This window comes from Clostridium sp. Ade.TY (genome assembly GCF_000498355.1).
GTDB lineage: Bacteria > Bacillota > Clostridia > Clostridiales > Clostridiaceae > Clostridium.
Genome location: NZ_AVSV01000003.1, coordinates 397464 through 417507, shown reverse-complemented (window position 1 = coordinate 417507; position 20044 = coordinate 397464). Strand labels below are relative to the sequence as shown.

Annotated in this window: 21 protein-coding genes; 10 read left to right on the top strand and 11 right to left on the bottom strand. The window is 26.9% G+C overall.

The window, feature by feature from the left end:
- Positions 1 to 11 precede the first annotated feature (11 nt).
- A complete protein-coding gene (locus O212_RS0102650) occupies positions 12 to 1082 on the top strand; it encodes a site-specific integrase (RefSeq protein WP_024613618.1) in 1071 nt (356 codons plus the stop codon).
- A gap of 91 nt (positions 1083 to 1173) precedes the next feature.
- Here the strand turns inward: O212_RS0102650 and O212_RS0102645 are convergent, their stop codons facing one another.
- The 5 genes from O212_RS0102645 to manA all read right to left on the bottom strand — a co-directional run bounded on the left by O212_RS0102645 (position 1174) and on the right by manA (position 5937).
- Positions 1174 to 1953: a serine hydrolase gene (locus O212_RS0102645; protein ID WP_024613617.1), complete on the bottom strand. Its 780-nt coding sequence runs from the start codon at positions 1951 to 1953 to the stop codon at positions 1174 to 1176.
- 136 nt (positions 1954 to 2089) lie between these two features.
- Positions 2090 to 3190, bottom strand: a complete 1101-nt coding sequence (locus tag O212_RS0102640; protein WP_024613616.1) for a 6-phosphofructokinase — start codon at positions 3188 to 3190, stop codon at positions 2090 to 2092.
- Between the two features lie 195 nt (positions 3191 to 3385).
- A complete protein-coding gene (locus tag O212_RS0102635; protein ID WP_024613615.1) occupies positions 3386 to 3826 on the bottom strand; it encodes a hypothetical protein in 441 nt (146 codons plus the stop codon).
- Positions 3827 to 3939: 113 nt separating this feature from the next.
- Complete coding sequence (locus tag O212_RS0102630) at positions 3940 to 4800, bottom strand: undecaprenyl-diphosphate phosphatase (RefSeq protein WP_024613614.1); 861 nt, start codon at positions 4798 to 4800, stop codon at positions 3940 to 3942.
- Positions 4801 to 4959: 159 nt separating this feature from the next.
- On the bottom strand, positions 4960 to 5937 hold the full coding sequence (manA, locus tag O212_RS0102625; RefSeq protein WP_024613613.1) for a mannose-6-phosphate isomerase, class I: 978 nt from the start codon (positions 5935 to 5937) through the stop codon (positions 4960 to 4962).
- Positions 5938 to 6191: 254 nt separating this feature from the next.
- On the opposite strand from manA, the gene O212_RS0102620 reads away from it, so the two are divergent.
- Together O212_RS0102620 and O212_RS0102615 are read left to right on the top strand one after the other, a co-directional pair.
- Positions 6192 to 7547, top strand: coding sequence for a Mur ligase family protein (locus O212_RS0102620; protein WP_035278954.1), 1356 nt, complete (start codon positions 6192 to 6194; stop codon positions 7545 to 7547).
- 16 nt (positions 7548 to 7563) lie between these two features.
- On the top strand, positions 7564 to 8292 hold the full coding sequence (locus tag O212_RS0102615) for a type 1 glutamine amidotransferase (RefSeq protein ID WP_024613611.1): 729 nt from the start codon (positions 7564 to 7566) through the stop codon (positions 8290 to 8292).
- Between the two features lie 39 nt (positions 8293 to 8331).
- Here O212_RS0102615 and O212_RS0102610 read toward each other — a convergent pair whose 3' ends face one another.
- Positions 8332 to 9084 (bottom strand): polysaccharide deacetylase family protein, encoded by a 753-nt coding sequence (locus tag O212_RS0102610; RefSeq protein WP_024613610.1) that lies wholly within the window; start codon positions 9082 to 9084, stop codon positions 8332 to 8334.
- 174 nt (positions 9085 to 9258) lie between these two features.
- On the opposite strand from O212_RS0102610, the gene O212_RS0102605 reads away from it, so the two are divergent.
- Positions 9259 to 10584 (top strand): D-alanyl-D-alanine carboxypeptidase family protein, encoded by a 1326-nt coding sequence (locus O212_RS0102605; protein ID WP_024613609.1) that lies wholly within the window; start codon positions 9259 to 9261, stop codon positions 10582 to 10584.
- Positions 10585 to 10596: 12 nt separating this feature from the next.
- Here O212_RS0102605 and O212_RS0102600 read toward each other — a convergent pair whose 3' ends face one another.
- From O212_RS0102600 to ppaX, 3 genes are read right to left on the bottom strand one after another with little or no spacing between them, the layout of a single operon-like run.
- Entirely contained in the window at positions 10597 to 11286 is a 690-nt protein-coding gene (locus tag O212_RS0102600; protein ID WP_024613608.1) for a flavin reductase family protein, read from the bottom strand.
- 4 nt (positions 11287 to 11290) lie between these two features.
- Positions 11291 to 11629, bottom strand: a complete 339-nt coding sequence (locus O212_RS0102595) for an arsenate reductase family protein (protein ID WP_024613607.1) — start codon at positions 11627 to 11629, stop codon at positions 11291 to 11293.
- Positions 11630 to 11632: 3 nt separating this feature from the next.
- Positions 11633 to 12277 carry a pyrophosphatase PpaX gene (gene ppaX / locus O212_RS0102590; protein WP_024613606.1) on the bottom strand — a complete coding sequence of 215 codons (645 nt, stop codon included), beginning with the start codon at positions 12275 to 12277 and terminating at the stop codon, positions 11633 to 11635.
- A gap of 154 nt (positions 12278 to 12431) precedes the next feature.
- Here ppaX and O212_RS0102585 point away from each other — a divergent pair, with 154 nt between their 5' ends.
- From O212_RS0102585 to O212_RS0102560, 6 genes are all read left to right on the top strand, one after another.
- Entirely contained in the window at positions 12432 to 13403 is a 972-nt protein-coding gene (locus tag O212_RS0102585; RefSeq protein WP_024613605.1) for an acyltransferase family protein, read from the top strand.
- An 81-nt stretch (positions 13404 to 13484) separates the two neighbouring features.
- Positions 13485 to 14501 carry an ABC transporter substrate-binding protein gene (locus tag O212_RS0102580; RefSeq protein ID WP_024613604.1) on the top strand — a complete coding sequence of 339 codons (1017 nt, stop codon included), beginning with the start codon at positions 13485 to 13487 and terminating at the stop codon, positions 14499 to 14501.
- A gap of 81 nt (positions 14502 to 14582) precedes the next feature.
- Positions 14583 to 15338, top strand: coding sequence for an ABC transporter ATP-binding protein (locus O212_RS0102575; RefSeq protein WP_029699127.1), 756 nt, complete (start codon positions 14583 to 14585; stop codon positions 15336 to 15338).
- Between the two features lie 4 nt (positions 15339 to 15342).
- The gene (locus O212_RS0102570) at positions 15343 to 16131 is read left to right on the top strand and encodes an ABC transporter permease (protein ID WP_024613603.1); all 789 of its coding nucleotides are present in this window, start codon (positions 15343 to 15345) and stop codon (positions 16129 to 16131) included.
- A 198-nt stretch (positions 16132 to 16329) separates the two neighbouring features.
- Positions 16330 to 16716 (top strand): CidA/LrgA family protein, encoded by a 387-nt coding sequence (locus O212_RS0102565; RefSeq protein ID WP_024613602.1) that lies wholly within the window; start codon positions 16330 to 16332, stop codon positions 16714 to 16716.
- The gene (locus O212_RS0102560) at positions 16700 to 17416 is read left to right on the top strand and encodes an LrgB family protein (RefSeq protein WP_024613601.1); all 717 of its coding nucleotides are present in this window, start codon (positions 16700 to 16702) and stop codon (positions 17414 to 17416) included. Before O212_RS0102565 ends, O212_RS0102560 begins: the two co-directional genes overlap by 17 nt.
- Before the next feature lie 36 nt (positions 17417 to 17452).
- Here O212_RS0102560 and O212_RS0102555 read toward each other — a convergent pair whose 3' ends face one another.
- Both O212_RS0102555 and O212_RS0102550 read right to left on the bottom strand, forming a co-directional pair.
- Positions 17453 to 19420, bottom strand: a complete 1968-nt coding sequence (locus tag O212_RS0102555) for a DNA topoisomerase (RefSeq protein ID WP_029699126.1) — start codon at positions 19418 to 19420, stop codon at positions 17453 to 17455.
- 89 nt (positions 19421 to 19509) lie between these two features.
- Positions 19510 to 20010 (bottom strand): TspO/MBR family protein, encoded by a 501-nt coding sequence (locus O212_RS0102550; protein WP_024613600.1) that lies wholly within the window; start codon positions 20008 to 20010, stop codon positions 19510 to 19512.
- Positions 20011 to 20044: the final 34 nt, after the last annotated feature.

Below are 20044 nucleotides of genomic sequence, written 5' to 3'. Positions count from 1 at the left end.
AGTGTGATTTTATGACTTACAATACTACTTTCAGGCAAAAGGATAATGGTTGGCAAGTAATTGTTTCTTATAAAAATCAAAATGGTAAATGGAAACAAAAATCTAAACAAGGTTTTTCCACTAAAAGAGATGCAAAAAAATTTGCTGATACAATAATTGAAACCTTAAAAGAACAAATCAACTTAAATATTCAACCAGAGTTTGAAGGAATAACTATTGGGGAATTAAAAAAAGAATACTTAAAACACATATATTTGCATAGAACTTTGAATACTTATAATAACTACAAACAAAGTTTAGCTAAATTTACTTTTGATTCTCTTGAAGTCTCTAAAGTAAATCTTATTGATGTACAAAAATGTGTTAATGAAATTATACCTTATTCATCACCTAATACTTTAAACCGTAGAATTACAGTATTTAAATGTATGATGAATTTTGCTAAAAGACAATATAATATACCAATTAAAAATTTTAGCAACATTGATATTCCTAAAGATAAATCTGAAAGTAAAAGAAAAGCTCTTAATAATACAGAAGTTAAAGAAATACTTGATTTCTATTCAAGAAAAGATAGTGATTATCAAATTGTTGTTACTATAGCATTAAATTGTGGATTAAGAGTTGGAGAAATTATGGGGTTAACTTGGAATGATATAAATTTCAAAGAAAATTATATTTCAGTAAATAAGCAATGGCAAAAGAAAAAAGATGGATCATTTGGATTTACAGAATTAAAAAGTAAAAATTCTAATAGAATAGTTCCTTTACCTCATAGTACTAAAAAAATATTATTAAACATAAAAAAATCTCGACCTTTAAATATAGATCAGAGATTAATAAGTTCTAATAGTTCTAATAGCATGAGAACTAATTTAGATAAACAATTACGAAAAAAATTTGATACATGTATACATGAACTTAGGCATACTTATGCAACAAAACTTATTGCAAATGGATTAGACTTTAAAACAGCTGCTCATATACTAGGTCATGATGTAGAACAAACTATGAGAATATATTCACATGTAACAGATGAAATGTATAATAAAGCAGCTGAATTAATATCTAATTTATTTTAAATTTTTGACGAATTTTTGACGAATTTTTGACGAATCAAATTTTCGGTAATTTTTCAAATCAAAAAACGCCTTAAATACTAGGGTTCAGAGCCTAATTCCAATTATTCATTACATTGTCCCACATCATCTTTCCGCATTTAGCTAATGTAACTGTTCCGTAAACACTATTTGGAACTTCTGTAGATAAAACTGTAAATGTAAATGTACCTTTAGATAGCTGTATTAATGCTGTATCATTTTCAACACCAGTTTTATCTCCAGTTTTACTTGAGATTTCATACTTTAAGTTATCAGGTATATATAATGCTAATTTATTTTTTATTTGTTGTCTTCTTAAAATATCTATAAGCATAGTACTGTTTTCTTCATTTAAATACGTTGCTTTGTATAAATGCTTCCATATTTTTGATAAATCTCTTGCTGATGTTAAATTTTCTACATTGATATTATCCCTTCGCTCATCAGCAGTCTTTCTATTTAACTTAGTGTTTTCCAAACCCATTTCTTTTATATCTTCATTTATCCTATCCATACCTACAATATCAATTATTTTATTTGCAGCTGTATTGTCACTCTGAATAAGCATAGCTACCAAAAGCTCAAATACTGTATAATCTCTTGAATTAAATTCATGAATTATTCCAGTTCCATAAACTTTATCAACTCCATCAATTTTTATTTTATCCATAAATGTTATTTTTCCTCTTTCAACATCTTTTATTAAAGATACTGCTATAGGAAGTTTCATACAACCTGCCGCTGTTATTTTAACGTTTTCATTGTATCCATAAACAAATCCGCTTTCTAAATCTTCAAAGAAAAAACTATAAGTACCAATTCTTGATTCTAAATATTTTTTAATCTCTTTCATAATACCCTCCAGCTTTTTATTTTAAGTATGAACTTAATTTCATAATATTTGTTAATAAAATTATAACATATTTACATATATTTTCAAAATATAATTAAAGGATTTAGCATATTGCTAAACCCTTGATATATCTTAATTAATCTCCAAATGATATTCCTATTTTTTTAGCTATTGTAACCAATTCACAACTTGGATCAACTTGTTTAGTCTTTTGTCCAATAACATTCTCTAAACTATCGTATGTTATCTTATCTCCTTTTAAACAAACCATATTTCCAAATAATCCTTCATTAATCATTTCTACAGCAGCTACTCCATATCTTGTTGATAATATCCTATCAAAAGTTGATGTATTTCCACCTCTTTGAATATGTCCAAGAACAGTACATCTTACTTCATGGTCTTTTATTATTTTTTCTAAATCATCAGCTAATTTATTTCCTATTCCACCTAATCTTATTGGATCTGGACTATCTTCTACTATTTTTGATATAACTACATCTCCATCTTTTGATTTTGCACCTTCTGCTACTACTATTATAGTAAACATTTTTCCTTCTGCTTTTCTTTCATTAACTTTTTCTACAATTTTATTTATATCATATGGTATCTCTGGTAATAATATAACATCAGCTGATCCTGCTATACCTGATTCTAATGCTATCCAACCAGCACCTCTTCCCATAACCTCACAAAGCATTATTCTATGATGTGATTCTGCTGTTGTGTGAAGTCTATCTAAAGCTTCAGTTGCAACATCTATTGCAGTATTGAATCCAAAGGTTACATCAGTTGATGCTAAATCATTATCTATAGTCTTTGGAACTCCTATAACTTTTATTCCTTTTCTTGAAAAATCTCTAGCTGATGTTAGTGTCCCATCTCCCCCTATTACTATAAGAGCATCTACACCTTCTTTTTTTAAGTTTTCTACTGCTATATCAGAAACATCCATTTTAACAAATTTTCCATCTTCTTCTACAGTATAATCAAATAGATTATCTTTATTAGAACTATAAAGAATAGTTCCTCCTCTGTGAAGTATTCCAGATACTGTTTCTAATGTTAATGGTATAAAATCATTCTTATAAAGACCTCTATATCCAAACCTATATCCTATAACTTCATACCCATAATTTAAAATAGCGGCTCTAGTTACAGATCTAATTACAGCGTTTAACCCTGGGCAATCACCACCACCAGTCAATAAAGCTATCTTTTTAACTTTTTTCATCATCTCATAAATCCCCCTCTATACTTTTAATGTTCCCCGCTTTTCCTTTTATTTTTAAATTTAAACATTAAACTTCCCAAACTTTATTTCTGCTTTAGTAATCTACATTAAACACTTTTCATTTTTTTCATTTTAAGTAAAATATTTACTGTTTTTATGATATCATATTTTTTTCTATATATAAAGATAAATTTAGTATTATTTTGAAATTTCCTCTTTAATTTTAGTTAAATCTGCCTCTTCAAAATTCTCACTTAATCCCCTTAAATTATCTTGTATATCAATATAAAAACCTTTTTCATCAACATACCCTTTGTTTATAATTTTTTCAATTCCATCTTCTTCAAATAATAAATTCCACTCTTCTTTTTCAATATATTCTTTATAATCTTCATATTCATCTTTGCTTAAATTAACATCATATTTCCCATCAAAAAATATAATTAAGTCTCCTCCTTTTACACAACCAATTTTTTCAACCATAGCCCATATAGGTTTATTTTTGTGTGCTTTAATTAATAAAATTAAATTGCCATTTATCAACATAAGTTTTCCTAATTGTATTCTACTCATTCCAATATCATTTTTAGTCCACTTTTTATCATTTAATATTTTATTTACCTTTTCAAAAATTTCCATAAACTCTACTCCTTTATATTCCTTTATAAAAATTATTATTTGTAAATAAAAAAAATAAATTCAGTCAAATAAAATATTTGACTGAATTTATTTAAATATTTATATTATATAGTTTATAGTGGTGGTAAAGTCATTACTCCTGCAAAAACTAAAACTGCAAGTATAACCCCTACAATTATTCTGTAAACTGCAAATACTCTCATAGGCTTCTTCTTTAAGTAGTTTACAAACTTGTTCATAACAACAAGTGCAACTATAAATGCTACTACGAATCCTACTGCTAAAGCTATCCAATCAGTTGTTGTCATAATTGAATAATCAAATTTCAACATATCAAGTCCAGTTGAACCTACCATAGCAGGTATTGCTAAAAAGAATGAAAATTCAGCAGCTACAGGTGTTGAAAGTCCAGCTATCCATCCACCCATTATTGTAGATGCACTTCTTGACATTCCTGGCCACATTGCAAAACATTGAGCAATACCAACAATTAAAGATTCTTTTGCTGTAATCGCATCAATACTTCTTGCCTTTGGTCTTCTTTTTCTATAAATGTTTTCTATAACAATTAATAGTATACCTCCAACTATAAAGCCATATATTACAGCTCTTGGATTAAGTAATGATTTTATTTTATCATGAAGAAGTAATCCCACTATAAGGGCAGGTATTGAACCAACAATTACATTGATTCCAAATCTAAAACCTGTTTCTCCTTCTCTTCCTTTAGTAAATATAAACTTAAAAAAATCCACAACGCTAGTACTTATCTTAGTCCAATATAATACAACAACTGCAAGTATTGCTCCAAGTTGTATTACAATAATAAACATATCTGCAAATGCTCCAGTAAAATCAATTAAATTACTAACAAGGATCATATGTCCTGTTGATGAAACTGGAACAAACTCCGTTAGACCTTCTACTATAGCAACAATAATTGCCTTAAATATTAATAGTAAATCTATTCCCACTCATTCTCACTCACTTTCTTAAAAATTTCTGACTTTTTAATTATAAATTCATTACAACCACTTGTCTACATATTCCAATTTAATTAATCTAATTTTAAGAAAATAAAAGAGGCTTAAATCAAGCCTCTTTTATCTTTTGTAAATCTCTTTTAATATATATTATTTTAAAACTGGAGCCAATATTTTTTCTTTTTCTTCTTCTACATCTGGAACAAAGCTCTTTAATAATGTGAAATTCCCTTTAAGTTCATATTCTCCAAGGTAAGCTGGTATAAGTATACTATCTCCCATCTTTACCTCTAATGAACCATTATCCCATATAATTTCTCCATTACCATCTACACATGTAAATAAGAAAAATCTTTCTTTATCACTTGATTCTTTTGCACTTTCTTTAATTTCATATTTTTCTATAGCAAAATATTCACCTATACAAAGTACAGTTTTATCATATCCATTTTCATGGATTGTGATACCTTTTATATTCTCTCCCTTTAATGAAAAATCTATAACATCTAAAGCTTTTTCTACATGGATTTCTCTTCCTCTATTATAATCATAAACTCTATATGTAGTGTCACTATTTTGTTGAATTTCAGCTATTACTACGCCCTCGCATATTGCATGAACTAATCCGCTCTTTACATAGAACATATCACCTTTTTTAACTGGGATTTGATTTAAATAAGGAGTTAAATCACCTTTTTTTATTGCTTCTTCAAATACTTTTTTATCACAATTTTTTGTTCCAACTATTAATGAAGCTCCTTCTTTTGCATCAACAACATACCAAGCTTCTGTCTTTCCAAGATCATTGTCTTTTTCTCTTGCATATTCATCTCCTGGATGAACTTGAACTGATAATTTGTCATTAGCATTTATAAGTTTTATTAATAATGGGAACTTATCTGCCGCTATTTTATCACCTACAAGTTTATGGCCTAATTTATTTAAAAGTTCATCAAATTTCATACCTTTAAATTCACCATTTTCTACTACACCAGTTCCATTTCTATGACAAGCAATATCCCAAGTCTCGCCGATTAATCCTTCTGGCATGTTAGTTCTGAATTTTTCAAAATCTCTTCCACCCCAAATTTTGTCATAGTATAAGTTTTCAAATTTTATTGGATACATATTATGATCTCCTCTCATCTTTATGTCAAACCTTTCTTGTTTCCTATTCTATCAAACAAAAAAATAAAAATCTACATACAAAACTATGCAGTTTCATTTAAAAATCACACAATTATTTTATTTTCCTACTATTTTTATTATATATATGTTAATAATTCTATTAATTAATATTGCCATTTAAAATATTTCGCTATAATATAGTTTGTGTTATACTATTAATTATTTGTATAAAGAACATACTTAAACACTAGGTGGTGATTATTATTAATATAAAATCAATTATTAGTATTATTTCAAGTAAAATAGTACTATTTATATCAAAAAACTTTTTAAAAGGAGGAAGTACTTTCCCTGGAAGAGTTGCATTAAAGATTGATAGAAATATTTTAAAAACAGTTTCTAAAGGATATAAAGTTATATTAATAACTGGTACTAATGGTAAGACAACAACTACTAGTATGATTACTAATATACTTAAAGAAAATGGTTTTAAAGTAATAACTAATAATACAGGTGCTAATCTTTTCCCTGGAATAGTTTCTTGCTTTATAGACAACTTTAAATTTAGTGATAAATCTTCTAAATACGCAGTTATTGAAGTAGATGAAGCAAACGTAAAATTTATCACAGAATACATAAAACCTGAAATGATAACAGTAACAAACCTATTTAGAGATCAACTAGATAGATATGGAGAAGTTTATACAACTCTTACTAAAATACTTGAAGGCGTTGTTAAAGTTCCAGAAACTAAACTTATATTAAATGGTGATGAATCTTTACTTGGTAAATTAGATGTTAAAAATCCTACTGAGTTTTACGGATTTAACGTTCCAGTTCAAGAAGATACAAAACTTGATGTAAATGCAGACTCTAAATTTTGTAAATTCTGTAAATCACCTTATGAATATAATTTTATAACATATAATCATTTAGGAGATTTTTATTGCCCTAACTGTGGCTATAAAAGACCAAAACTTAAATATGCAGTTGACGAAATAATCGAAGTTACTCCTGAATTCTCAAGAGTAGTTATAAATGGAGCTCCAATTACTATAAGTCAATCTGGTGCTTATAATATTTATAATGGTCTTTGTGCTTATTCAATAACAAAAGATTTAGGTGTTTCTGATGAAACAATTGCAAAATCTTTAGGTAAACAAGATTCAAGTTTTGGTAGACAAGAAGTTATAAACTTAGAAGGTAAAAGTGTTAAAATAATTCTTGTAAAAAATCCTGCTGGATACAATCAAGCAATAGATACTTTATGTTTAAATACAAATCCTTTTTCTGCTTTATTTATGTTAAATGATAATTATGCAGATGGACGAGATGTTTCTTGGATATGGGATGTTGACTTTGAAAGACTTAAAACTCTTCCAATTAATAATGTATTTATTTCTGGAATGAGAATGTATGATATGGCTGTAAGACTTAAAACTTGTGGACTTGATTCTGATAAATTTATAATAGAAGCTGATTATGAAGCTTTAACTAACAAAATAAAAGAATGTAATGATGATACTATTTATGTTCTTGCAACTTACACAGCAATGATCAACTATAGAAAATTCCTACATTCAAAAGGTTATATAAATAAACTTTGGTAGAAAGAAGGTAATATTTATGGAATTAAATATTTGTCATCTTTATCCTGATTTATTAAATGTTTATGGTGACGTAGGTAATATATTAATACTTAAATCTAGAGCCCAAAGCCGCGGAATCAAAGTTAATGTATTTGACGTTTCTATAAATGATGAATTTAATGAAGATGATTATGATATAGTATTCTTTGGCGGTGGCCAAGACTATGAGCAATCAATAGTTTCAGATGATTTAAAAAATAATAAAAGAGAAGCTTTAACAAAATATGTTGAAGATTCTAAAGTTTTACTTGCTATTTGTGGTGGATACCAATTACTTGGCAACTATTATAGAGCTCCTAATGGAGAAAAACTTGAAGGGCTTAAAATATTAGATATATATACAGAAGGTGGAGATACTCGTTTCATAGGTAACACTATAATAAAGAATGAAGAATTTAATCAAACTTATGTTGGATTTGAAAATCATTCTGGTAGAACTTATACAAATGGTCTTAAACCACTTGGAAAATGTATTGAAGGATATGGAAATAATGGTGAAGACGGAAATGAAGGATGTATATATAAAAATACATTTTGTACTTATTTCCATGGATCACTACTTTCAAAAAACCCTGAACTTGCAGATAAATTATTAGAGCTTGCACTTTCACATAAATACGGAGATGTTAACCTTGAACCTTTAAATGATAGTTTTGAACTTAAAGCTAAAGAAACTATTATTAAAAGATTCGAGGAAAAAAAGTAACCATATAGATATCTATATGGTTATTTTTAATAATTAAATTTAATAATTTATTACTCTTATTTTCTTTAAATAGTTTATTTCTTCTTTTGAGATGTTGTTTAATGTTTTAAACTTATAATTTTTCTTCTTATAACCATTTATTATACTTTGTAGTGTTTCTACTGTTGATTCTTTATCTCCACTATCATGCATCAAAACTACTTCCACATTATATATTCCAGCATAATTTTTCATATTATTTTTTATTGTATTACTTGATACATTTCTAGCTACCGCATCTCCTGAATCAACATTCCAATCTATATACATTGTATTTTTAGCTTTTAGTTCATTTTTTATATTATTTAGAACTTCCCTTTTACAAACTGTGTTTGTGGCACCACCTGGTAATCTTACAAATTTAAAATCACTACAATCTTTTCCTAATGTGTTTATCATATTTTTTTTGCAACAATTTAAATCTTTTAAATATTCATTTTTACTACTATATATTTTATCATAATCATGATTATTGCAATGAGGATAAATTGCCATATTTAAAGATTTAGCCTTTTTTATAATTGCTTTATTTGCAGGAATCCTGCTGCCAACTACAAAAAATGTTGCCTTTACATTATTTTTCTCTAAAATATTTAATATTTTATTTGTGTTTCCATTTGCCGGTCCATCATCAAAAGTTAAATAAACTGTTTTATTTTGTGGTGTCAAAGCCATTACATTAATACTAGTTAGATTGAAAAGCATAATAAAAACAATTAATAAATTTAAAATTGTATTTTTAAACATTTTCATGTTATCACCCCCATAACTTTATTATGCCTACAATAAACTTTTTTATTTAATTTTATTGTAATAATTTTAATACCTATTTTAGGTTATTGTTTATTGTTATTAATTTGATAAAATGTTATACTTTTTTGTATGTATGTCCATTGTTTTGACAAAATTTTAGAACGAGGTGGAAAAATGAATTTAAAAAAGAAAGGATTTTTAATTAAAACAATGGTAATTGTTTTTGCTATGTATTTATTATCTCCCTTAGGATTAGTAAAATCATTTGCAGATACTCAATTACCAAATGATCCTAAAATAACTGCTAAATATGCAATTACTATGGATTTAAAAACAGGTGAAGTTATTTACTCAAAAAATGCAAATGCAAAGGCTTATCCAGCAAGTATAACTAAGTTACTTACTGCATTAGTTTTTGCAGATCACGCACAAAAATACGACAAAATTAAATTTACTCAGGATGCTAAGGCTCAGCCGCCATATTCATTACATTCAAATTGGCCTGGAGTTACAATGAAAGTCGGAGATACTATGACTGCTGATGATGTTATGAAAGGTTTATTAATGTTCTCTGGTAATGATGCAGCTTATATGATAGCTGATTCTGTTGCTGGAAATGTTCAAAATTTCGCTAAGCTTATGAATCAAAAAGCTCAAGAAATTGGAATGAAAAACAGCCACTTTGTAACACCAAATGGATTACATAACGTTAATCATTACTCAACAGCTTACGATTTGGCTTTACTTACTAAGGCTGCATTTGCTAATCCATGGGTTAAAGAAGTAATGGGAACTAAAGATGCTACTATATCTATTGGTGGCAAAACTGTTAACTTAACAAATAGAAACAAAACATTAGGCAAAAACGGAAATATAGCTGGTAAAACTGGAACAACTGATCAAGCAGGTGAATGCTTAGCTACTGTTTATAATAGAAATGGCAGAGATATTATAGGTGTTGTTCTTGATTCAGCAGTAAGTGCTGATGATTCAACAAGATATGCTGATATGGATAAAATAATGGACTATAGTTTTGCTGCAACTCCAACTGTATACAAAGCTGCTGGAAGTGAAGTAAACAACGTAAAACTAAAATATAAAATGTTTAGATTTTTCGGTCCTGAAAAAACTATAGAGGCTCCTGTAACTTTATCAGAAGATGTTAAACTTTACCCAAATAGTTTTAATGAAGAAAATGCAAAAATATCATTAACTTCTAATGATGATAATGCATGGTCTGTTGCATCAGATGATAATTTAACACTTACTCTTTCAGTTAAAGAGTATACTCAATCACTAAAGGGAAGCATTGGAATATCTACCTTTACATTAATTAAGGCTAATATACTTGCTTATTTAGGAATAATTTTAGGAATTGTTATAGTAGTTCTTTTAATAATATTTATTATTAGAATAATTAACAAGAGACGTTACAATAAAAGACGTTACGGAAGTAACTATAGCTATGGAAGAAGTTATAAAAAAAGATTTAGAAGATAATAAAAAAGAGAGCTAAGCTCTCTTTTTTGTCTTTTTATTTACCTTTTTCTTTTTCCCTACGCTATTTTTACTTTTTCTAAATTTTTTATTTTCTTTATTTACGGATATCTTATCATCCTTTTTATCTGTTTTACCTTTTTTCTTCATTACTGAGTATCCAAAAGAACCTAATGATTTCCTAGGCAATTTATAATATTCTCCATGACAATAAGTAAGAAGATCCCCTTTTTCAAAGTGAATTTTTCCATTTTCATCAATCAATTCTTCATTTATGTGTGAACTTAAAACTTCTGCTATAAACATATCATGACTTCCAAGAGGTATTATCTGTTTTACTTTACACTCAATATTCACAGGACACTCTGCAATATATGATGCATTTATATTATCGCATTCTTTCATAGTAAATTTCATTTCTTTTATTTTATCAACTTTCTTTCCGCTTCTAACTCCACAAAAATCCACTTCTTTTGTCATAGACGCATTTGGAATATTTACTACAAATTCCATGCTTTCTTTTATGTACTCATATGATAATCTCTCCGGTCTTATTGATATAGAAAGCATAGGTGGTCTAGTACATACAGTTCCTACCCATCCTACAGTAAATACATTATCTTTTCCTTCAATATTTCTTGAAGATATTAATACAACAGGAACTGGATTTAATACTACACTTCCTTTAAAATCTCTTTTTTTCATTTTGTTACTCCCATTCCTTCCATATTTCAGGTTTATATCCTATAGTAGCTTCTTTTCCATTTCTAACTATAGGAGTTTTAATTAAACTTTGACTCTTAAGTAATATTTCTAATTTCATATCACTACTTCTTATTTTATCTATATTTGAAGATTTATAATCTTTACTCTTTTCATTTATTAATTCATTTACCGGAATAGAATTTTTTACACTATTTAGTTCTCCTTTACTCATTCCCTTTTCATTCATATCGATAAATGCATATTTTATCTTTCTTTCTTTAAAATATCTTTCTGCCTTTTTAGTATCAAAACACTTTTTCTTCCCAAATATTTGAATATTCATCTTCTATCCCCTTTCAACTAATTCTAAAATTTCTTTAGGTGAAGTTATAAAATAATCAGGATTAACTTCTTTTAATTTTTCTATATCCATTTCTGTATATGTTACACCACAAGTTTTACACCCAGCATCTCTTCCACAAATTAAATCAAAATTACTATCACCAACCATAATAGTTTCTTTTGGATTAATATTTAATTTTTCCGTAGCATACAAAGCTGGTTCTTTATGTGGTTTGTGCTTTTTTGTACATTCAGGTGTAACTACTATATCCATATATTTTAATATACCAGCTATCTTCATTCCTCTTTTAGCTAAAGATTCTCTCTTTGAAGTTACTATACCTACCTTTATTCCTTTCTTTTTAAGCTCTATCAAAAGTTCTTCAACTTCATCAAAAGCATAACACATATTATCATGAATCTCTTCATTATATTCTCTATATATTTTTATTAATCTATCTATTTCACTTTTATTATCTATATAATTTTTAAAGGTATACTCTAAAGGTTGTCCATAAAAAGAAGTTATTTCATCCTTTGAAGGAGTCATATTTAATCCTTCCTTAAATGTATAAACAAAAGATTTATATATTAACTCATTGGTATTAAGTAAAGTTCCATCTAAATCAAATAATACTGCTTTTATCATAAATTTTCCCCTCTCTATTTAATCAAAGTTATTATATCAAAGATTATATATTATTACTAACACTATATAAAACTCACACAAAATTCACTTTGGCATCATTGTATTTTATATATAGTTATGCTATTATTTCCTAAGAGATTTCAGGAGGGATTTTATGAATACAGCAGTTAAACATAGAGACTTTTTTTTTGATACATTAAAAGGTTTTCTTATATTGTTCGTAATAATAGGAAATTCATTAGAACTTGCAAGTCCTAAAAGTGTAAATACTCATTACTTTATACTTTTTCTTTATATGTTTCATATGCCAATGTTCACTTTTGTATCAGGATATTTCTCTAAACTTAGTAGTAGAACGACAATTGAAAAAGTTAAATATACTTTCAAATTATATATTGTCGCACAATTTTTTTATATAATTTTTTATAAATATATATTAGGAAATGAAGGTTATGCTTTTGAATTTATGCATTCCCAATGGACACTTTGGTATTTATTATCACTAACATGTTGGTATGTATTATCTGACTATGTAACTAATAAAAAAAAGTGGCTCATAGGATCTATTTTATTAGCATTACTTGTTGGATTTGATAATAGTATAGGTAGTTATGGAAGTTTATCTAGAACAATATTTTTCTTTCCTTTTTTCATTATGGGTATGTCTTTCGATAAAAAATATATAGATGTTATTAAAAAACATAAATTTAAACTTATGATTGGTTCTTGTATTATTTTATTTGTATTATATCTTTTATCAAATAAAATAGAAATAGAACTTTTATTTGAATTTGAACCTTATAGTAATTTTTCTGATAACTTAATGTTTCCATTACTTATTAGATGTTTTCATTATTTTGGTTCTATAATACTTGGATCATTTATTTTATGTTTAATACCTAACGGTAAAACAATAATATCTCCAATTGGAAGAAATTCTTTGATATTATACCTTATTCATGGTGCTGTTAGTTATATTTTAATTGGATATGGATATACAAAATATGATAATGTAGTAACTCTTGTTATATCTGAATTATTAATAGTTTTAGTTACCATAACATTATCTCAGTTATATATAAATTTAAAATTTTTTATTAATACAAAAAAGACCAAACTTCTTTAAGTTGGTCTTTTTTTAATTTAACATTATAGCACAATTTGTCATACTATAAAGCATATACAAATATTTTAGAAGGGATGCTTTATGAAATTCAAATCTAAATTATTACTTTTAATTACTTTAATATTATCTTTATGTCTTTCATTAGTTGGATGTAAAAAAGAAGATAATTCATCTAACTTAAAAACAATAAAACTTAACGAAGTTGTTCGTTCTGTTTTTTATGCACCTATGTATGTTGCAATAAATGAAGGTTTCTTTGAAGAAGAAGGCTTAAATATTGATTTATCTACTGGACAAGGTGCAGATAAAGTTATGCAAAATGTATTATCTAAAAATGCTGACATAGGTTTTTGTGGACCTGAACAAGTCGTATATATTTATAATCAAGGTCGTGAAGATTTTCCAGTTCTTTTTGCAGGACTTACAAAACGTGATGGGTCTTTTTTAGTTTCTAAATCATCAGAAAAAGATTTTGATTGGAAAACTTTAAAAGGTAAAAGCATAATAGGTGGAAGACCTGGTGGAGTTCCTGAAATGGCTTTAGAATATGTTTTAAATAAAAATAATATAGTTCCAAATAAAGATGTTAATATGGTTACAAATATAGATTTTACAGCAACTGCTGGTGCTTTTAAATCTGGTGCAGCAGATTATGTTGCATTATTTGAACCTACAGCTTCAATGCTTGAAAAAGAAGGTAGTGGTAAAATAGTTGCATCTATAGGAGAATCTTCAGGTGAAATGCCTTATACATGTTTCTTTGCAACTAAATCTTATATAGAAAATAACCAAGATGTTATAGAAAGTTTCACTAAAGCATTATACAAGGGACAAACTTGGTTTAAAGAACATTCTTCAGAAGAAGTAGCAGATTCTATATTATCTTTCTTCCCTGGAACTGATAAAGATATAATTATTTCAGTTATTGATAACTATAAAAAAATTGATGCATTATACGATAATCCTATTATAACTGAAGAAGGTTTAAATCATCTTATGGATGTAATTAGTGATTATGATAAATCATTAATAGAAACTCGTCCACCATTTAATGATATTGTAAATAATTCATTTGCTAATAAAGTTTTAGGCAAATAGTTTATTCAAAGAGAGGATAGATTCCGTAATTTAAATTTGGACTATCCTCTTAATACATATAATTTAAAGGTGGTGAATAATATGGCATTACTAGAAGTTAAAAATATAAGAATGTGCTATCATTCTTTAAAAACAGAAACAGAAGCAATAAAAGATGTTAGCTTTGATGTAAATGACAAGGATTTTTTAAGTATATTAGGTCCTTCTGGATGTGGTAAATCCACTCTTTTAAATATAATGAGTGGATTGCTTAATCAATCTAGTGGAACTGTAAACTTTAATGGTGATAATATAAAAAATAGTTTAGATAAAATTGGTTATATGTTTCAAAAAGATCATCTATTTGATTGGACATCTGTTTGGAATAATGTAACTTTAGGTTTAAAAATAAAAGGTCTTCTTAATGATGAATCAATATTTAGAGTTGAAACTTTACTATCAAATTATGAATTAACTAAATTTAAAGATCATAAACCTACTGAATTATCTGGTGGAATGAGGCAAAGAGTTGCTCTTATTAGAACTCTTGCATTAAACCCAAGAGTTTTATTTCTTGATGAACCCTTTTCAGCTTTAGACTATCAAACACGACTTAATGTATGTGATGAAATATTTAGCATAATAAAGCAAGAAAGTAAAACTGCAATAATGGTAACTCATGATATAGCTGAAGCAGTATCTACATCAAATAGAGTTATCGTTTTAACTAAAAGACCTGCTTTAGTAAAAAAAGAAATTAATATATCATTTAAAAATGATCCTTTAACTCCTTTTAATAGAAGAAAAGAAAATGAATTTAAAGAATACTTTGATTTATTATGGAAGGAGCTTAACTAAAATGATTAGTAATGAACATGAAAATTATATAAAAAGCCTAAAAAGAGAAAAATTAAAAATTACTTTTTTAAGAATAGGTATTTTATTATTACTTCTTATTTTATGGGAGGTTGCTGCTGATTTAAAATGGATAGATCCATTTTTAACATCATCTCCAAGTAGAATGCTTGATTCTCTCTTAAAGTTTATATCTGATGGGACATTATGGAGACATATATATATTACTTGCACTGAAACTATTGTAGGATTTTTACTTGGAACTTTTTTAGGTACCTTTATAGCTATAATTTTATGGTGGTGCCCTTTAACATCTAAAGTCCTAGATCCTTATTTAGTTGTATTAAATGCATTACCTAAAGTTGCATTAGCACCAATAATTATATTTTGGGTTGGAAATGGAAAAACTGCCATAATAGTTATTACTCTACTGATTTCATTAGTTACAACTATAATAAGTGTTTTAACTGGATTTAATGAAGTTGATAAAGAAAAATTGCTTCTCATGGATACTTTTCAAGCATCAAAAATACAAAAACTTAAATATTTAATATTCCCATATACTATTCCTGTATTAATATCAGCTCTAAAAATTAATGTTGGTCTTTCATGGGTCGGTGTAATAATGGGAGAATTTTTAGTTGCAAGAGAAGGCCTTGGATTCTTAATTATATTTGGAGGTCAAATATCTCAACTTGATATGGTTATGATGAGTATTGTAATCTTATCTTTAATTGCTTTTATAATGTATAAATTGGTAACTCTTCTAGAAAATAAGTATATTAAGGCTTCATAAAAATTATTAACAATATATTCACTTTTATTTTTGATATATTTTATATATTTTAGATAACCATTTCATACTGAAATATAGAGGATTTAGAGTATTTAAAAATTATAAATTCTCTATATTTATTTATGTCTAATTAAGGTTTACTTAATCTAATGAAAGTGATACATTAATAAGGTACAAAAGATACAAGGAGAGATTAACTTGAAATTATTTAGAGAAGCACTTATTATTTTCGGAATTTATTTAATTGGTGAGGTAATAGTTGCATTTACTCATATTCCTATCCCAGGAAATATCATAGGGTTATTATTACTATTAATATGTCTTTGTACTAAAATAATAAAGGTTAGCCAAGTTGAAACTTTAACAAATTTCTTTTTAGATCACTTAGCTTTCTTTTTCCTACCAGCTGGAGTTAGCTTAATGAATTCTCTTGGAATTATTAAAGCTAATCTTGTTCAAATATTAATTGTTTGCGTTATAACAACAGCAATAATAATAGCTTCAACTGGACTTATAGTACAATTCATAGTAAACCTATTAAATAAAAGAAAGAAAGGATCAGAGGAAAATGAGTGTAATAACTAGCAACGTATTTTTTAGTATAGTTTTATCTCTTATCGCTTTTGAGATTGGACTTGCGATTTATAAAAAAACAAATATACCACTATTCAATCCTTTACTTATAGCAATAGTGATTGTAATTGCATTTTTAACTGCATTCCATATAAACTTTGATGCTTATAATTCAGGAGCTCAATTTATTAATATGTTTTTAGGACCTGCAACCGTAGTACTTGCCGTTCCACTTTATAAACAAATTGAGTTACTTAAACAAAATGCAATAGCTATTTTTATTGGAATATTTTTAGGAACTTTAATTGGAATATTTTCAATAATTCTTTTATCTCATTCTTTAGGACTTAATGTACCAATGATTGTATCATTAATGCCTAAGTCTGTAACAACACCAATAGGTATTGCCATAAGTAAAGAATTTAACGGTATAGTTCCTGTTACTGTACTTGCAATTATATTATCAGGAATAATTGGTGCAATTATAGGACCTACAATATGTAGAATCTGCAGAATAACAAACAAAATAGCAATAGGAATTTCACTTGGAACTGCATCACATGCAGTTGGTACCACAAAAGCATTAGAACTTGGAGAAACAGAAGGAGCTATGAGTTCCCTTTCAATAGGTATTGCTGGGATGATGACAGTATTTGTTGCTCCATTAGCCCTTAATATTGCAATGTTTGTTTATAATTTAATATTTCATTAAAATAAAAGCAACTTACTATTTAGTAAGTTGCTTTTATCATTTACTTTCATTATAAACATGTTTAACTTCTAATAATTTTCTATTTAAATTTCCTAACTTATTATCTCTAAAAACTGTATATATGGAGCGTTTAGTATAATCTTCTAATTTAAACATAAACTCTTCTGGTTCAATACTCTTTTCATAAACTAACTTTAATCCTTTTTCCCACGATGCTGTAAGCTTTGGATTTAATAAAGATGGTATTGATATCTTTATTACTTCATATATCATCTCTCCAAATTGAGTTGGAGTAAGAGTTTGTGTTTTATTATTTGATTTTATATATTCTATATTTATAAGTTTTTTAAGTATTTCAGCCCTAGTAGCTGATGTACCTATTCCTGCTCCTTTTATATGCTCTCTTAATTCTTCATCCTCTATAAGCTTACCTGCATTTTCCATAGCTATTATTATAGAACCTGTTGTAAATCTTTTTGGTGGACTTGTTTCCCCTTCTTTAATCTCTAAAGACTCAACTAAAACTTTTTGTCCTTTTTTTAAATCTTTTGGAAATTCATCTGTATTATTTTCTTTCTTAGGCTCTAAAATATCCAAATATCCTCTTTCTACACAAACTTTTTTAGTTGTATAAAAAGATTCATTTCCAAGTGTTATAGTAATTGCTTGTTTGCTATATTGAGCTTTCGGATAAAATATTGCTATAAATCTTCTAAGTATTAAAAAATACATCTTTTTTTCTATTTCTTTTAAAGAATTTATTACATTATTTCCTTCTCCAGTTGGTATTATAGCATAGTGATCTGTTATTTTTTTATCATCAACATATTTACTTTTTAATATAGTTTTTTCCCATTTGTTATCAAGTATATTTTTTGTAGCTAAAGTTAATTCTTCACCTATATTCATTCTACTAATTTTAAATATAGTTTTATTAATCCCCTTTGCTACTGCAGTTGATAATACTCTTGCATCTGTTCTAGGGTATGTTACCATCTTCTTTTCATAAAGAGTTTGAAGATGATTTAATGTTTCATCAGGACTTATTTTAAATCTCTTTGAACATTCATTTTGAAGTTCTGCTAAATTAAATAAAAGAGGTGCATTTTTATTTTCTTTTGTTCTTTTTATATTAGAAATTATTCCTTCTTCTATTTCTTCAAGTTCTTTTATTAAATTTATACAGTCTTCCTTTTTCTTAAATCCACCTTCATTATAAAGCTTTGGTGAATCTTTAAATTTTGAATTTTCTAGGGCTTTCCACTCTGCTTGAATTTCTTCTTCTTTTTCTTCCCTATTAAAGCTACCTAATATTTTATAGAATGATGTTTTCTTAAAATCTCTAATTTCTCTTTCTCTGTCAACTACCATTCCAAGTACACAGCTCATAACTCTTCCAACTGCTACTACTGATGATTTATCTTTCTTTAACATATTAGATAACTGCTTTCCATATATTAATGTTAATAATCTTGAAAAATTAATTCCTATTATGTAATCTTCTTTGGCCCTTAAATATGCAGAGTGAGCTAAAGAATTATATTCTGATAAAGGCTTAGCTTCCTTTATACCTCTTTTTATTTCTTCCTCTGTCTGTGAATCAATCCATACACGAAGCTTTTCCTTTTTAGGGTTTCCTGATAAATCATCTACCAATCTATATATGTATTCTCCTTCTCTTCCTGAGTCGGTACAAACATATATTTTATCAATATCGTTTCTATTAAGTAAATTGCTTACAACATTAAATTGTCCTTTAGCTGAATTTATTACTTCATATTTGTACTCTTCTGGTAAAAAAGGTAAATCCCTAATATTCCAATATTTAAGCTTTTCATTATATGCTTCTGGATAACACATTGTTACCATGTGTCCTACACACCAAGTAAATACTGCATTTTCACTTTCTATATATCCATTTTTTCTCTTACCATTAACTTTTAATAAGTTTACAAAATCCATAGCCACTGACGGCTTTTCTGCTACAAATAAAGACTTTCCCATAATTATTTCCTTTCTAAAGAAAATAAACCCTCAAAAGAGGGCTTATTAAAATTATACTATGAATTTATGATTTTTCCAAATGAATTGTTTTACATTTCATTAAGCATCCATATTGATATGTTTAAATATAATGCATAAATACACCATATTAAATATGGAATAAGTAAACTTCCTGATAATTTATCTATTTTATAAAATTTAAAAATAACAATAATTAATATTACTATAAGTATTAACAGTATTATCCAAGATAATCCATATAATCTAGACATAAAGAAAATTATAGGCCATAAAAAGTTAATAGCTAATTGAATTATATATAATAATATTGCAGAAGAACTTTTATTTTTTATTTTAAGCTTCATATAAACTCTATATAAAGAAATTGACATTAATATATATAATATTGGCCAAACAATTCCAAATATATATCCTGGTGGCGAAAGCTTAGGTTTTGTTATAGTCTCATATATATTAGTAAAATCTTTAGTTAAAAATCCAATTAAAATCCCTCCACCAAGTGTAATCAAAAAACTACTTATTAAAGGAATTAATTTAAATTTACCATCCACTTTAAATATATTTTGCATAAGTCACCTCAAAATTTTTATTTATTATATAAAT